Origin of the sequence: Burkholderia sp. MS455 (genome assembly GCF_016899445.1) — a bacterium.
GTDB classification, from domain to species: Bacteria; Pseudomonadota; Gammaproteobacteria; order Burkholderiales; family Burkholderiaceae; genus Burkholderia; species Burkholderia pyrrocinia_C.
Window position 1 is genome coordinate 72,335 of the sequence record NZ_CP041779.1, and the last position, 13,304, is coordinate 85,638.

Sequence of the window (13,304 nt, forward strand, 5' to 3'; positions counted from 1 at the left end):
CGGCCGCGTTACTGGACGACGAATTCGGTAAACAACACGTCGTCGACCTTCGCGCGCTGGTTGCCCGGCTGCGTCGGCTGCTCGATCAGTTCCCGCAGTTCCTTCGAGAGCGAACGTTTGCCGTCCGGCGTCGCGAGATCCTCGGGATGCTTGTTCGACAGCGCGAGCAGGATCCGGCTGCGGATCTCCGGCATCCGCGCGGTCAGTTGCTCCTGCGCCTTCGGGTCGGTGAGCTTCAGCGACAGGCCGACGCGCAGGTAGTGCTGCGCGCCGTCGTCCGACTGCAGGTTCACGGTCAGCGGGTCGAGCGGGAAGAATACCGGCGCGGCGAGCGGCGCCGGCTCGGCAGGCGCGCTCGCATGGCCGACGCCTTCCTTGCTCAGGAACACGTACATGCCGCCGGCTGCGGCGGCGGCCGCGCCCAGCGCGATGACGGCGATGAGCGCGATGCGCTTGAACTTGCCGGAGGAAGCCGGCTTGTCGGCGGTCGGGTTTGCGGTCGTGGAGGCCATGTGAATGCGTGCGTGATGTCTCGTAGCATGCATTGTTCGGCATCCGGGCCGAGCCCGATGGGCGGAAAAGAGGGGGGAATTGTGGCTATATCTCAGCCGATTGTCGGCCCGGTGCCGGCGGGATGCACGGTGGATGGGGGCGGAAACGGCGACCGGGGCAAGCCCGGCCGGGCGACGGCACAGGAGGCGCCATCGTTACGATGGCGGCCGGCCCGTTGCGCCGAGCCGGCCGACGCCGGCAGGATGGCTCGACGACGTGCTCAGATCGGCAGCAGCGTCAGCAGCGGCGCGATCAGCACCATCGCGACGCCGGCGATCATCATCGTGAGGCTCGACACGACGCCTTCCTCGCTGCCGATCTCGCGCGCCTTCGCGGTGCCGACGCCGTGGGCGGCCGCGCCGAACAGCGCGCCGCGCGCGAGCCGCGTGCGCATCGGCACGAGCGCGAGCACGATCTCGCCGAGCAGCATCCCGCAGATGCCGGTCGCGATCACGAACAGGGCCGTGAGGTCCTTCGGCGCGTGGATCTTGTCCGACACGGCGAGCGCGAACGGCGTCGACACCGAGCGCGTCATCAGCGAGCGCTGCAGTTCGGGCGACAGGTGCAGCAGCTTCGCGAGCAGCAGCGACCCGCACACGCCCGCGCCGATCCCGACCGCGACGCCGACCGACAGCGACAGCCAGTGCCGGCGGATCAGGTCGCGATACTCGTAGATCGGCACCGCGAACGCGATCGTCGCCGGGCCGAGCAGCCACATCAGCCAGCGCGTGTCGCGGAAGTAGACCGAATACGGGATGCCGGTCAGCAGGACGAGCAGCACCAGCACGCCCGGCACGAACACGAGCGGCGAGAACAGCAGCGTCTTCCTGTATGCGTAGAGCCGCTTCGACACGAAATACAGCACGACCGTCAGCACGAAGCAGCCGAACGAGATCGCGGTATTCACCTTGTCGGCGGACAGGTTCGACAGCAAGGCAGGCATGCGCGGCTCCGGCTCAGTGGGCAGACACGGCGCTCAGGCGCGCACGGCGGCGTTCGGCGAACACGCGCTGCGCGGCGAGCCGGCGTTCGAGCTTCGCGGCGAGGTCGACCGCGACGGCCACCGCGACCATCACGAACGCAGTGCCCGCGAGCATCACCAGCGCGATGCGCCAGCCGTCCTCGCGGAACAACCCGCCGTACTGGACGGCCGCGACGGCGGCCGGCACGAAGAACAGCAGCATGTCGGACAGCAGCCAGTTCGCGCCGTCCTTCACCCACGCGGGTGCGACGCGGCCCGAGAACAGCAGCACGAGGAGCACCGCGAGGCCGATCACGCCGGACGGGATCGGCAGTCCGACAGTGCGCACGGCCCAGTCGACCGCCAGCCACAGCGCGCCGAGCGCGGCGGCCTGCAGCGCGATCCGGCCGGTACGCGTCATGCTGCCCGAAGCGGCAGGGCGGGCGGCGAGTGCGGCGGTCGGCTTGGTCATGGCGGGCTCCCTACAGAAATTCCGTTGATGGTGCGAGTATAGGGTTTCCCCTAACCATAAATAAAATGACTTGTCTCTATCCTTGTCATTCCAATTCGGAATTCGTTTTTGATTGCCGCACCAATTTGGGGAGTCATCGATGGAATTGCGCGCGCTGCGGTACTTCGTCGAGGTGGTCCGCCAGCAGAGCTTCACCGCGGCGGCCGACAAGCTGTTCGTGACCCAGCCGACCATCAGCAAGATGGTGAAGGCGCTGGAGGACGAGATCGGTTCGCCGCTGCTGCTGCGCGACGGCCGGCAGATGGTGCTGACCGACGCGGGGCGGATCGTGTTCCAGCGCGGCCAGGACGTGCTCGCCGCGCAGGCGCAGCTGCAGTCGGAGCTGAACGATCTCGGCACGCTCGGGCGCGGCGAGCTGACGATCGGCATCCCGCCGCTTGGCGGCTCGCTGTTCACGCCGATCATCGCCGCGTACAAGCAGCGCTATCCGAACATCGAGCTGAAGCTGTTCGAGCAGGGCGCGCGGATGATCGAGGCGGCGCTGATGTCGGGCGAGCTGGAGCTGGGCGGGCTGCTGGAGCCGGTCGATCCGGCCACGTTCGACGTGCTGCCGATGGTGCGCGCGCCGCTGTGGCTCGTCGCGCCGCGCGAGTCGCGCTGGGAGGATCACGCGGCCGTGCCGCTCGCGGATCTCGCGCGCGAGTCGTTCGTGTTCTATGCGGAAAGCCTCGCGCTGCACGACGCGGTGCTCGACGCGTGCCGGAAGGTCGGCTTCACGCCGTCGATCGTGAGCCGCAGCGGCCATTGGGATTTCATGGCCGCGCTCGTGCATGCGGGCGTCGGCATCGCGCTGCTGCCCGAGCCGTACTGCCGGCGGCTCGACGCGGGGCAGTTCACGTGCCGGCCTATCGTCGAGCCGGAAATCACTTGGGCGATCGCGCTCGGCTGGCTGAAGAAGGGGTATCTGTCGCACGCGGCGCGCGCGTGGCTGGAAGTGGCACGGGCGACGCTGCCCGTCGCGCCCGTCGACGATCTCGCGTTCGGCGGGTTGCGGGCGAGGGAGTGACGGCCGAACGCGGGGACGATCAGACGTGCTGGACGGGGCCCGGATACCGGGCAACGGTGTGATCGTGCGTAAGCAGGGTAACGCCCTCGGAGATCGCCTGCGCGATCAGCAGGCGATCGAACGGGTCGCGATGCACCGGCGGTAGTTGCTCGACGGCGAGGACGTGTGCGCTCGTGATCGGCAGTTCCACATAGCCGGCGTCGAGCAAACTGCGGCGAAGTACATGCGGCTCGACTTGGAAATCGTCACGGTCCAGCCCACGCTTGATGACGATCTCCCAAAGACTCGCCACGCTGAAGAGCAGGGTATAGGCGGAATCCTCGATGAGCGCACGGGCGCGGCCCGGCAGTTCCGCCGCGTCGGCGGCGGCCCAGAGGATCAAATGGGTATCGAGCAACAGCTTCACGCGTCGCCCTCGAACAGTTTCCGGATGTCGTCCCCGCCCATCGAGTCGAAATCGTCCGGGACGCGAATCTGTCCCTTCATGAAACCGATCCGGCTCGGCGGAGCCGGTTCCCGCGTATCGATCGGCACCACCTTGACAAGCGGCTTGCCGGCTTTTGCGATCACGAACGGTTCACCGGCATGGACGGCTTCGTCGATCAGGCGCGAGAGATTCGTCTTCGCGTCGTGCATGTTGTAGGTCTGCATGGCATCCCCAATTAAACTAAGTTTAACAACAAATTGGGCTTAGTTTAATTGAGCAGTGGGATCTGCGCAATCAGTAGGAAGATCTAGGACACACGCCGCTGCGCCATGTCGCCATCAATGCCCCATCGCCGGCCCCGCGCCCTTCCTCGGCTTCGTGATCCACACGAGTGCCGCGAGCGCGATGAACATCACCGCCGACAGGTGGAAGAAGTCGTTGGTCGCCATCATGAATCCCTGCTGCGTGACGAGCTGGTTGAGCTGCGCATTGGCCGTCTGCCCGACGATGCCGAGCTGCGCGAGCGCGCCCTGGTAGTCGGTCGTGTTCTGCGCGTAGACGCTCACCGATTCCGACAGCCGCGCATGGTGGTAGATCGCGTCGTTCTCCCAGAACGTCGAGCTGGCCGCGGTGCCGATCGCGCCCGACAGCGTGCGCAGGAAGTTCGACAGCCCCGACGCGCTCGCGAGCCGCTCGTCGGAGATGCTCGACAGCGTGATCGTCGTCATCGGCACGAAGAAGCACGCGACGCCGATCCCCTGCACGAGCCGCGGCAGGATCACGTGGTTGAACGGCACGTCGAGCGTAAACGTCGCGTTCCACAGCGACACGCCCGCGAACACGATGAACGCGAAACTCGCGACCATTCGCAGGTCGAGCCGGTGCATGTTGCGGCCGATCAGCGGCGACAGCACCAGCGCGAGCAGCCCGACCGGCGCGGTCGCGAGGCCGGCCTTGCCGGCCGTGTAGCCCATCACCGTCTGCAGCCACAGCGGGAAGATCACGACCGAGCCGAAGAACGCCATGAAACCGAACGAGATGATCAGCGCGCCAAGCGCGAAGTTGCGGTCCTTGAACAGCGACAGGTCGACCACCGGCTCCTTCTCGGTCGCCTCCCACACGAGCATGAACGCGAGCGACACGACCGCGATCAGCGCGAGCGCGACGATGAACGACGAGTTGAACCAGTCGCGGTCCTTGCCGAGGTCGAGCATCATCTGCAGGCACGACACGCCGATCACGAGCAGCGCGAGGCCGACCGCGTCGATCCGCTGCTTCGACGTCTTCGTCTCGCGGCCGCGCAGCAGGAAGTACGCGCAGGTCGCCGAGAACACGCCGATCGGCAAATTGATGTAGAAGATCCACGGCCACGTGTAGTTGTCACTGATCCAGCCGCCCAGCAGCGGGCCGAAGATAGGCGCTACGATCACCGTCATCGCCCATAGCCCGAGCGCGAGCCCGCGCTTCGCGGGCGGGTAGCTGCGCATCAGGATCGTCTGCGACAGCGGCACCATCGGCCCCGACACGAGGCCCTGCAGCAGCCGGAATGCGATCAGCGTCTCGAAGTTGGTCGCAAGGCCGCACAGCGCCGACGCGACCGTGAACGCGAGCACCGACAGCGTGAACAGCCGCACCTCGCCGACCCGCCGCGCGAGCCAGCCGGTCAGCGGCACCGCGATCGCGGACGCGACCGAGTACGACGAGATCACCCACGTGCCTTCGCTCGTCGCGACGCCGAGGCTGCCCGAGATGGTCGGCACCGCGACGTTCGCGATCGACGTGTCGAGCACTTCCATGAAGGTGCCGAGCGCGAGCCCGACAGTGAGCAGCGCGAGCGCGCCGCCAGTCAGCGGCGCGGGTTCGGCGGCGGGGGAGGCGGCAGATGCCGTGGTGGCGGACATCGGAATCTCCTAGACGCGGCGCGCGCGACGCGCCGGCACAACGCACGGGCGCGCGACGCAGCGCGGCCCGGCCGGGTGGAACGGATCAGGAAAGAAACGCAGCGCGTGCCTTGTCATCTTCTGCCCAGACAGAGAAATAAACGAATGCTTAACCTAGACATGGGGCCTCCGTGCGCATCAGCAGTCCGGTTCGTCGGGCTTCGGGCAACCGGTCGTGCCGGGCCCGTTGGCGATGAAGCGCTGCAACAGGCCGGTGAGCGTCGCGAGTTCGTCGGCCGAGAAACCGTCGAGCTGCGCGTTGAGTGCGGTCGCGATCAGCGACGGCAGCGCGCGGGCCGCATCGGCGCCGCGTTCGGTCAGCGTCAGCTCGATCATCCGGCGGTCCTGCTCGCTGCGCGAGCGCGCGACCAGCCCCTTGCGTTCGAGCCGGTCGAGCATGCGTGTCATCGAACCGCTGTCGTACGACATCTTGCGAGACAGCTCGAACGGCGTGCGCGCATAGCCGCGCGACAGCAGCAGGATCACGCCGATCTGCTGCGCGGTGAGGTCGAGCGGCTCGAGCGCGCGGTCCATCCGCTCGACGAGCGCCTGCTTCGCCTTCGACAGGTAATAGCCGAGGCTCGTTTCCAGCGCGATGTTCTCGGGATCGTAGAGGCTGCCGGTCATGCGATTGCGCACGCAGCAACAGTGCGTTTCGGGTTAAAACGCGCCCAGTATCTTGAAAAATGATTGCTTAGTCAATATTATTTGAGGCAATCAGTTACGACGTGCATGTTGCACTGCCGGAGACTATGTTCTGACCGATTCGCCCGCGCTGCCGGGCACCCGAGGATGTTCGCGATGCTGTTCCTGAAAAATGCCGCCGGCGCGCTGCGCCGCAACCTGACCGATACCGCTCATCATGTGTTTTCCGGGCCGCACCGCGGCTGGAAGATCGCGCTGTACGTGACGATGCTGGTCGTGCCTGGCGGCTCGCTCGCGGCGCTCGGGTTCGCATGGTTCGATCATCGCCGGCAGCGCAACGCGAAGGGCGGCGCACGCCGCACGAGCCAGCCGGCCGCGACGGAGCCGTCGTCATGGCGGCCCGCCGCCGAGCCCGTCCCGGTGCCGGTGCGCTGCCACTGACACTGTCGCTCCCGCTTTCCCGACTGTCCTGCCTGTTCCGACTGATTGCCGGCCGCGGCCGCCGCGGCCGCCGTCGCGCGCCTGTCTTGCCGCAAGCGATCCGTAATGGCCGGTAACCCGGCCGCTCGCACCGGTAACACATTCCGGCCGCCGCGCACCGTACCCTTAGGGCTGCGCGGCTTCCCCGCCGTCAGTTACCATTTGTCCGCCAGCGGCATGACGACCGCATCGCGCGACGCCGCTCGCCGGCCGTCGCGCCCAGACAGGAAAACCACGATGCCGTACGCCTCCCTCCCGCGCGCCCTTCGCCCGCTGAGCGCCGCCGTCGCCGTTGCGACGGCCGTGCTGCTCGCCGGCTGCGCCGTCGGGCCCGACTATCACCGGCCCGACACGTCGATTCCCGCCGCATTCAAGGAAGCGCCGGCCGGCTGGAAGGTCGCGCAGCCCGCCGATCGCGCCGATCGCGGCCCGTGGTGGACGGTCTACAACGATCCGCAGCTCGATGCGCTGATCGGCAAGCTCAATGCGTCGAACCAGACCATCGCGCAATCGGCGGCCGCATACCGGCAGGCGCGCGCGCTCGTCACCGAGGCGCGCGCCGCGTATTTCCCGACCGTCGGGCTGACCGCGTCGGGCTCGCGCGCCCGTACGCCGCGCACGTCGCTGTCGTCGGGCTCGTCGTCGAGTGTCGGCAGCGGCTCGTCCGGATCGATCGGCAACAGCTACAGCGTCGGCCTCGACGCGAGCTGGGAGCCCGACCTGTGGGGCAAGGTAAGCCGCACCGTCGGCGCGCAGCGCGCCGGCGAAGCGGCGGCTGCGGCCGATCTCGCGAACGCGCGGCTGTCGCAGCAGGCGCTGCTCGCGCAAACCTATTTCCAGCTGCGCACGTCCGATGCGCTGCAAAAGCTGCTCGACGACACCGTGAAGTCGTACGAACAGTCGTTGAAACTCACACAGAACCAGTATGCGCAGGGCGTCGCCGCGCGCGCGGACGTGATCCAGGCGCAGACGCAACTGCAGAGTGCGCAGGCCGCGTCGATCGACAACGGCGTCGCGCGCGCGCAGTACGAGCATGCGATCGCGACGCTGATCGGCGAACCGGCATCGACCTTCTCGCTGCCGCCGAACCCGCTCGCGGCCGAGCCGCCGATCACGCCGGTCGACGTGCCGTCCGCGCTGCTCGAGCGCCGGCCCGACATCGCGGCCGCCGAACGCCGCGCGGCCGCCGCGAACGAACAGATCGGCGTCGCGATTTCCGCATTCTTCCCGACGCTCACGCTGTCGGCCACCGGCGGCTTCCAGAGTTCGGTGTGGTCGCAGCTGTTCACGCTGCCGGCGCGTTTCTGGACGGTCGGCCCGCAACTCGCGGCCACGCTGTTCGACGCGGGGCTGCGCGCCGCGCAGACCGACGCCGCGCGCGCGACCTACGACCAGGACGTCGCCGCGTATCGCCTCGCGGTGCTCACCGCATTCCAGGACGTCGAGGACAACCTCGCGTCGCAACGCATCCTCGCGCAGGAAATCGACGTGCAGCGGCAGGCCGTCGACAGCGCCGAACACTCGCTCGCGATCGTCACGAACCAGTACAAGGCCGGCACGGTCGCATATCTGAACGTGCTGACCGCGCAGACCACCGCGTTCACCGCGCAGCAGAAGCTCGCGACGATCGCCGGGCAGCGGATGGTGTCGTCGGTCGGGCTCGTGAAGGCGCTCGGCGGCGGCTGGGATGCGTCGGACATGACGCGCGAAACGGGCGACATCGCTGCGCCGGCGCTCGTGCCGGCGTCCGGTGCGGCCGCGCCCGCGGCAACCGCGTCGTCGGCCGCCGCGCCGCTCGCGCAGAAGTAGGAAGAGAAGAGGGCGACGCGCGCGTCAGCGCATCGCGTCGCCGAAGATCAGCGACACCTCGTTGTTCCCGATCGGGTGACCGAGCAGGTTCAGCAGCCCCGCGAGGTTCGCCTGCTGCTCGGGCGCCGCATGCGCGGTGCCGCGGAACGATCCCTGGCCTGGGCCGAAGCTGCCGTGTCCGTCGAGGAACAGCGGGCCCTGCGTCGTCGACAGGTCGAGATCGGCGCCCGCCCCCTTCGCCTGCAGCACCGCGCGGTACGAACCGAGCGGCTTCACGCGCGACACGCGCGAACTCATCGAGTCGATCGTCACCGTCAACTGGCCGAACGCGTTGTTGCCGAACAGGCGCCAGTCGGTCCAGCCGAGCCGCACGTCGCCCTGCAGGTCGAGCGTGTTGAACGGCGTGCCGAGCCCCGCGAGCAGCGACGCGGGCACGGCCATCGTGCCCGCCGACAGCACCGCGCCGCGCCACGTCGCATCGAGCGTGACGGCATCGGGCATCGCCTCGGTCTGGCGCATGCGCATCTGCACGCGCCCGGTCAGCAGCGGCCAGAAGCCCGTGGTCCATTCGACCCGGCCCGGCAGCAGCGTCGCCGCGCTCTGGTCGGCGCCCGGCGCGAGCATCAGCGTACCCGAGCCGTGCCACAGCGACCCGTCCGGATCGACGAGATTCACGTGAGCGCCGGTCGCACGCGCGAACTGCGGCGCGATCCACGCGGCCGGCGCGAGCGCGACGAGCGTCACCGCCGTCGCCAGTCCGCCCGCCAGTACCCACGGCAATGCGGCGGCGAGCCGCTTCGTCCATAGCCTCATCGGCCGACCGCCGCTTGCGTCATCCACTGCGTCATTTCTGCGTCGACGGTTGCATCACGGCCGTCAGGTCGACCTGGCCGTCGTCCTTCAGCGCGGTCGCGTGCGCCTCGCCGACCTGCACCTTGAACTGACGGCGCGCATCGTCGAGCCACTGCGTCCACACCGGAAACGACACGTTCTTCATCTGGATCTGCACGCCGTTGCCGACGATCTGCACCTGCGCACCCTGCAGCCCGTGATCGGACAGCGACGCGGTCAGCGCGTCCTTCAGCGCCAGGCCGGTCGGCGCGACGCCCTGCGCGGCGGCCGTCAGCGACTTCGCCTCGTTCGCCTGCGCGGTCATCTGCGCGAGTTCGCGGCGCATCGTCGGCAGCTCGCGCTGGATCCGTGCGCGGCCTTCCTGCGCGGGCGACCACAGCACCGAATACGCGATCGCGACCGCCAGCACGGCGCCGCCCCAGCCGAGCAGCATCTTCTCGCGCTGCGAGCGCTCGCCCCAGAACTGGGTCAGCGTCTGGTTCAGTTGTTCCGTCTTCATGAGCGGCTCCGGATCGTCCATTTGCCCGTGTTGCTGTCGACTTCGCCGGACAGTCCGTTGCGCGCGAGGCGCTGCGTGAAATCGGGATCGACCTTGACCTCCGGCTTGAAGCCGACGTCGAGCCGCCGGTCGTGATAGTCGAGCGACGCGATGCCGTTCAGCGGCAGCGCGCCCATCGAGCGCGTCAACCCGCTCGCCAGCGCGAGGAAATCGTTCGGCGACAGCTCGCCGGCCGCCAGGCGCAACTGATCGAGCTGGCGCTGCATCTGCGCGGGCGGATCGAGCACCGTCGTCGTCTTCGGGAATGCGGACAGCAGCGTTTCGGTGATCTGCGCGGACAGCGCATCGCGCTCGCGCGACAGCTTCCACCAGTGCAGGTTCATCCCGATCACCGCGACGCCGAGCGTCGCCGCGACGAGTGCGATCGGCACGCGCAGGCGCTTCACCGTCGCGCGGTCGAAGCGCCACGGCTGCGACTCGAATTCGAACTGGCACAGATCGAAACGCTCGGTTAGCGCACGCCGCGCGAACGTGTCGAACGACAGCGGCGCGGCGCCCGGCAGCAGCGGGCCGTCGGTGCGGCCGACCGACGCGAGCCGCGGCTCCGCGCCCGGCTCGCCGAGTTCGTACAGTTCGACGTCGCCGCCGCCCGCGAGCGCGGCCAGCGTGCCGGCCGCGCGCGACGCGGGCGCAGCGAAGCCTTCGCCGAGCGCACCGCGCGCAACCGCAAGTTCGAGGCGCGGCGCACCGGCCGCGGCCGGCAGCGCGCCGGCTTCGACGAGCGCCGGTTCGACCGCCGTCGCGAGCCCGAGCACGGCGGCGACCGTCGCCGGGCGGGCGGGCGGCTCGACGGCGTCCGCGACAAGCGCGGCATCGGCCGCGACGGCCGCTTCACCGTCGGCCGGCGCGGCCGAAGCCGTTTCGGCCGACGTGCGCGGCGCCGGCAGGCAGCGGGTCGCGGGCACCGCGCTCAGGTGCCGGTGGCCGGCCGCCGCGAACGCGTCGCAGATCGTGCGGAACCACGCGCGATCGACGACGGCCAGCACGCGGCGCCCGTCGGGCAGCGCGGCCGGATCGAGCGCGATGTGGCAGCCGAGCGGATCCTGGATCAGCTGATCCTCGACGATGTTGGGCAGCGCCTGGCGCAGCTTCGGCCCCTTGAGCGGCGGCACCTTCGCGGCCAGCAGCAGCACGTCGCGCGCGGCGACGATCAGCACCGTCGCATTCGCGCGCGGCAGCAGCGCGAGCGCGGCGCGGCCCGCGCGCTGCACCTGGCCGGCCTTGTCGACGAGCGTGAACGGCAGCTCGGGCCACTGCCATTCCTGCAACGGCACGGCAGGCTCGCGCGGCGGCAAAGAAACAATCAACGTGCTCACAAGAGCTCCTCTCCCGAATGGCGTCGTTATAGCTGGTCGCGGATACGCACGACCCGCGTCGAGTGCGTGGTCGGATCACGATACACGAGCGACGTGCGGTCGACCTCCGCACGTTCGTGCTGGATCCGGCCATGCACGATGAAATAGCTCGAATTGACGTCGACGAGGCTCGAGTCGAGCGTCACGTTCGGCGCGCCGGCGCCGCGCAGCGCGAGCTGCACGTCGCCGACGTTGCGGAAAAACACGGTCTCGCGGCGCGACACCAGCGCCTGCGCGGACGACACGCTCATCCCCGGCATGAGCGCCGCGATCACCTCGGCCGGCGCGGTGTTCATGTTCACGGGCGTCGTGGTCGGCAGCACGGTGACGAACGGGCGCAGCCGCGCGACCATCTCGGGCGTCACGCCGTCGACGTCGAGCAGGCTGTCGACGCTCGTCATCATCAGCGGCGCGGGCCCGCGGTCGCCGCCGGACATGCCGGGATCGTCGGTGAAGCCGCCGGTCTGCTGGTCGCTGGTTACCGGCGCAGTGGCCGGCGCCGTGCCGCCGCCGCCGGGCAGCGTCGGCATCTGGAAGCGTGTCGCCGAATGCAGCAGGCCCGCGCGCACCTGCAACGCGATGCGTTTCGCGAACGCGCCGTCGTAGCCGAGCGTCGTCAGCAGGCGCTGGAACGCCTGCAGCTGCGTGACGTTCAACTGCAGCACGCCGGGCGCCGGCGACGACACGAGGTTGCGCAGGTTGAACTTCGCCTGCGCGTCCTCGATCGAGCCGGAGAGATAGGTGTCTTCGCCGCCGTTGTCGTTGGGCGCGCCGATCCGGCCGAGGAAGTCCGACAGCTTCGTCTTCGCGATCGGCACGCCCCAGATCCCGCCGAGATACGTGATGCCGGGCGCCGTATCGCCTTCGGAGCGCAGGATCATCCGCGTCCAGTCGAGCGCGCCGCGCGCGACCCACTGCGCCTGCGCGATCACGCGCTGGTTCTCGATGCGGCGGATCTGCACCTGCTGGCGCCACAGCATCCCCGAGACGAGGATCGCCGACAGCGCGACGACGAGCAGCGCGGTGATGATCGCGGCGCCGCGCTGGCGGCCGCGTGCATGCGCGCGCGCGGCAGCGCGGTTGATGGTGAGCGGACGGTGAGAGCGCGCGCGCATCGTCATTCCCCGACGAGGAACACGCGCGTGACCGGCACGCGCAGCGACGTCGCACCGATGCTGACCTGCAGCCCCGTCACCGCGCGCGGCGGCGGCGCGTTGCCGATCTGCGGCACCTTGAGCGCATCGTTGTTCTGCGCGAGCGCGTCGTCGGCCGTCTGCAGGTTGGTGGTCCAGCCCACGCGCGGCACGTACAGCTTCGCGTCGATCGCGCCGACGCCGCCCATCAGCGCGACCCAGCTCCAGCCTTCGACGCTGCTGTCCTTCAGCACGCCTTGCAGCCGGTTCGCATCGTCGAGCGGCGGCGACGCATAGCGCACGACGCGCCCGCCGGCGATCCGGTAGCGGACCACCTGCAGCCGCGGCGCCGCGCCCGGCACGTCGAATTCGCGAACGATCTGCAGCGTATTGCCGGCGACACCGATCGCCGGCTGGCCGGCCTCGTCGTCGGTCGCGGCAAGCCGCGCGTCGATGCGCATCTGGTCGAACATCTGCGCGAAGACGCGCTCGTCTTCCATCGCGGACGCCACCTTGTCGCGGCCGCGCATGACCTGGTCGAGCCCGCGCCACGCGAGGATGGCGACCACCGCGAGGATCGCGATCGCGATCATCAGCTCGATCAGCGTGAAGCCCCGGGCGGAGCGCGCGTGCGGGCGCCGCATCGGCGCGTCAGAGCGGACGGCTGGTTTCATTCGCGACCACCGTCACCATCTGCGCGAGCACGCCGGAGCGCCCGGGCATGCTCACCGAAACCCGGACGCGCCGGAACACGGGGTTCGGCGTGGCGCTCACGCTCTGCGTGCAGACGAGCTGCACGTTGCCTTGCGAACAGTCGAAACTCTGGTCGCCGATCTGCGGCCACGCGTGCGTGAGCCGCAACTGCGCGAGCGCGTTGTCGGCGCTCCAGCCGGCCAGCAGCCGGCGGTGCAGTTCGGATGCATTGGTCGCCATCGTGCCGACCGCGCGGATCGACGCGGCGAGCGCGACCGCGATGATCGCGAGCGCGACCAGCACCTCGATCATCGTGAAGCCGCGCGACGAAGAAACGGGGAAGGGCAGGCGACGACGCAT

At 69.3% G+C, this 13,304-nt stretch carries 16 protein-coding genes; 3 read left to right on the top strand and 13 right to left on the bottom strand.

Going from position 1 to position 13,304, the window contains the following annotated elements:
• Positions 1 to 8 precede the first annotated feature (8 nt).
• From fliL to FPJ27_RS19440, 3 genes are all read right to left on the bottom strand, one after another.
• Entirely contained in the window at positions 9 to 545 is a 537-nt protein-coding gene (gene fliL / locus FPJ27_RS19430; RefSeq protein ID WP_047899414.1) for a flagellar basal body-associated protein FliL, read from the bottom strand.
• A gap of 227 nt (positions 546 to 772) precedes the next feature.
• Entirely contained in the window at positions 773 to 1,495 is a 723-nt protein-coding gene (locus FPJ27_RS19435; RefSeq protein WP_034183794.1) for an LrgB family protein, read from the bottom strand.
• A gap of 13 nt (positions 1,496 to 1,508) precedes the next feature.
• A complete protein-coding gene (locus FPJ27_RS19440) occupies positions 1,509 to 1,985 on the bottom strand; it encodes a CidA/LrgA family protein (protein WP_072442592.1) in 477 nt (158 codons plus the stop codon).
• Between the two features lie 139 nt (positions 1,986 to 2,124).
• Between FPJ27_RS19440 and FPJ27_RS19445 the strand changes: the two genes are divergently transcribed.
• Entirely contained in the window at positions 2,125 to 3,051 is a 927-nt protein-coding gene (locus tag FPJ27_RS19445; RefSeq protein WP_072442594.1) for a LysR family transcriptional regulator, read from the top strand.
• 19 nt (positions 3,052 to 3,070) lie between these two features.
• Here FPJ27_RS19445 and FPJ27_RS19450 read toward each other — a convergent pair whose 3' ends face one another.
• The 4 genes from FPJ27_RS19450 to FPJ27_RS19465 form a co-directional block, all read right to left on the bottom strand.
• Positions 3,071 to 3,457 carry a type II toxin-antitoxin system VapC family toxin gene (locus FPJ27_RS19450; RefSeq protein ID WP_175962650.1) on the bottom strand — a complete coding sequence of 129 codons (387 nt, stop codon included), beginning with the start codon at positions 3,455 to 3,457 and terminating at the stop codon, positions 3,071 to 3,073.
• Entirely contained in the window at positions 3,454 to 3,702 is a 249-nt protein-coding gene (locus FPJ27_RS19455) for a type II toxin-antitoxin system prevent-host-death family antitoxin (RefSeq protein ID WP_060364783.1), read from the bottom strand. The genes FPJ27_RS19450 and FPJ27_RS19455 overlap by 4 nt, the downstream gene beginning before the upstream one ends.
• Positions 3,703 to 3,816: 114 nt before the next feature.
• Entirely contained in the window at positions 3,817 to 5,379 is a 1,563-nt protein-coding gene (locus tag FPJ27_RS19460; RefSeq protein WP_072442596.1) for a DHA2 family efflux MFS transporter permease subunit, read from the bottom strand.
• Positions 5,380 to 5,556: 177 nt separating this feature from the next.
• Positions 5,557 to 6,045, bottom strand: a complete 489-nt coding sequence (locus FPJ27_RS19465; protein WP_072442598.1) for a MarR family transcriptional regulator — start codon at positions 6,043 to 6,045, stop codon at positions 5,557 to 5,559.
• Positions 6,046 to 6,219: 174 nt separating this feature from the next.
• On the opposite strand from FPJ27_RS19465, the gene FPJ27_RS19470 reads away from it, so the two are divergent.
• Together FPJ27_RS19470 and FPJ27_RS19475 are read left to right on the top strand one after the other, a co-directional pair.
• Positions 6,220 to 6,504, top strand: coding sequence for a multidrug ABC transporter ATPase (locus FPJ27_RS19470; protein WP_111017789.1), 285 nt, complete (start codon positions 6,220 to 6,222; stop codon positions 6,502 to 6,504).
• 276 nt (positions 6,505 to 6,780) lie between these two features.
• Positions 6,781 to 8,352 carry an efflux transporter outer membrane subunit gene (locus FPJ27_RS19475; protein WP_204425220.1) on the top strand — a complete coding sequence of 524 codons (1,572 nt, stop codon included), beginning with the start codon at positions 6,781 to 6,783 and terminating at the stop codon, positions 8,350 to 8,352.
• Between the two features lie 24 nt (positions 8,353 to 8,376).
• Here the strand turns inward: FPJ27_RS19475 and FPJ27_RS19480 are convergent, their stop codons facing one another.
• The 6 genes from FPJ27_RS19480 to gspI are packed head-to-tail and all read right to left on the bottom strand — an operon-like array spanning position 8,377 to position 13,304.
• Complete coding sequence (locus tag FPJ27_RS19480) at positions 8,377 to 9,165, bottom strand: type II secretion system protein N (RefSeq protein ID WP_204425235.1); 789 nt, start codon at positions 9,163 to 9,165, stop codon at positions 8,377 to 8,379.
• 31 nt (positions 9,166 to 9,196) lie between these two features.
• Positions 9,197 to 9,703: a type II secretion system protein M gene (locus FPJ27_RS19485; protein ID WP_072442711.1), complete on the bottom strand. Its 507-nt coding sequence runs from the start codon at positions 9,701 to 9,703 to the stop codon at positions 9,197 to 9,199.
• On the bottom strand, positions 9,700 to 11,079 hold the full coding sequence (gene gspL, locus FPJ27_RS19490) for a type II secretion system protein GspL (RefSeq protein ID WP_204425237.1): 1,380 nt from the start codon (positions 11,077 to 11,079) through the stop codon (positions 9,700 to 9,702). Before gspL ends, FPJ27_RS19485 begins: the two co-directional genes overlap by 4 nt.
• A 26-nt stretch (positions 11,080 to 11,105) precedes the next feature.
• Positions 11,106 to 12,233, bottom strand: a complete 1,128-nt coding sequence (gene gspK, locus FPJ27_RS19495) for a type II secretion system minor pseudopilin GspK (protein ID WP_072442713.1) — start codon at positions 12,231 to 12,233, stop codon at positions 11,106 to 11,108.
• Between the two features lie 2 nt (positions 12,234 to 12,235).
• Positions 12,236 to 12,925 carry a prepilin-type N-terminal cleavage/methylation domain-containing protein gene (locus FPJ27_RS19500; RefSeq protein ID WP_083534217.1) on the bottom strand — a complete coding sequence of 230 codons (690 nt, stop codon included), beginning with the start codon at positions 12,923 to 12,925 and terminating at the stop codon, positions 12,236 to 12,238.
• Complete coding sequence (gene gspI / locus FPJ27_RS19505) at positions 12,903 to 13,304, bottom strand: type II secretion system minor pseudopilin GspI (protein WP_204426327.1); 402 nt, start codon at positions 13,302 to 13,304, stop codon at positions 12,903 to 12,905. Before gspI ends, FPJ27_RS19500 begins: the two co-directional genes overlap by 23 nt.

What these genes read in the sequence shown, in the direction of transcription:
- FPJ27_RS19435 (WP_034183794.1), bottom strand. Translation starts at nt 1,495, where the DNA reads ATGCCTGCCTTGCTGTCGAACCTGTCCGCCGACAAGGTGAATACCGCG.
- FPJ27_RS19500 (WP_083534217.1), bottom strand. Translation starts at nt 12,925, where the DNA reads ATGAAACCAGCCGTCCGCTCTGACGCGCCGATGCGGCGCCCGCACGCG.
- FPJ27_RS19455 (WP_060364783.1), bottom strand. Translation starts at nt 3,702, where the DNA reads ATGCAGACCTACAACATGCACGACGCGAAGACGAATCTCTCGCGCCTG.
- FPJ27_RS19445 (WP_072442594.1), top strand. Translation starts at nt 2,125, where the DNA reads ATGGAATTGCGCGCGCTGCGGTACTTCGTCGAGGTGGTCCGCCAGCAG.
- FPJ27_RS19470 (WP_111017789.1), top strand. Translation starts at nt 6,220, where the DNA reads ATGCTGTTCCTGAAAAATGCCGCCGGCGCGCTGCGCCGCAACCTGACC.
- gspI (WP_204426327.1), bottom strand. Translation starts at nt 13,304, where the DNA reads ATGCGTCGTCGCCTGCCCTTCCCCGTTTCTTCGTCGCGCGGCTTCACG.
- FPJ27_RS19460 (WP_072442596.1), bottom strand. Translation starts at nt 5,379, where the DNA reads ATGTCCGCCACCACGGCATCTGCCGCCTCCCCCGCCGCCGAACCCGCG.
- FPJ27_RS19475 (WP_204425220.1), top strand. Translation starts at nt 6,781, where the DNA reads ATGCCGTACGCCTCCCTCCCGCGCGCCCTTCGCCCGCTGAGCGCCGCC.
- FPJ27_RS19485 (WP_072442711.1), bottom strand. Translation starts at nt 9,703, where the DNA reads ATGAAGACGGAACAACTGAACCAGACGCTGACCCAGTTCTGGGGCGAG.
- FPJ27_RS19465 (WP_072442598.1), bottom strand. Translation starts at nt 6,045, where the DNA reads ATGACCGGCAGCCTCTACGATCCCGAGAACATCGCGCTGGAAACGAGC.
- FPJ27_RS19480 (WP_204425235.1), bottom strand. Translation starts at nt 9,165, where the DNA reads ATGAGGCTATGGACGAAGCGGCTCGCCGCCGCATTGCCGTGGGTACTG.
- fliL (WP_047899414.1), bottom strand. Translation starts at nt 545, where the DNA reads ATGCATGCTACGAGACATCACGCACGCATTCACATGGCCTCCACGACC.
- FPJ27_RS19440 (WP_072442592.1), bottom strand. Translation starts at nt 1,985, where the DNA reads ATGACCAAGCCGACCGCCGCACTCGCCGCCCGCCCTGCCGCTTCGGGC.
- gspK (WP_072442713.1), bottom strand. Translation starts at nt 12,233, where the DNA reads ATGCGCGCGCGCTCTCACCGTCCGCTCACCATCAACCGCGCTGCCGCG.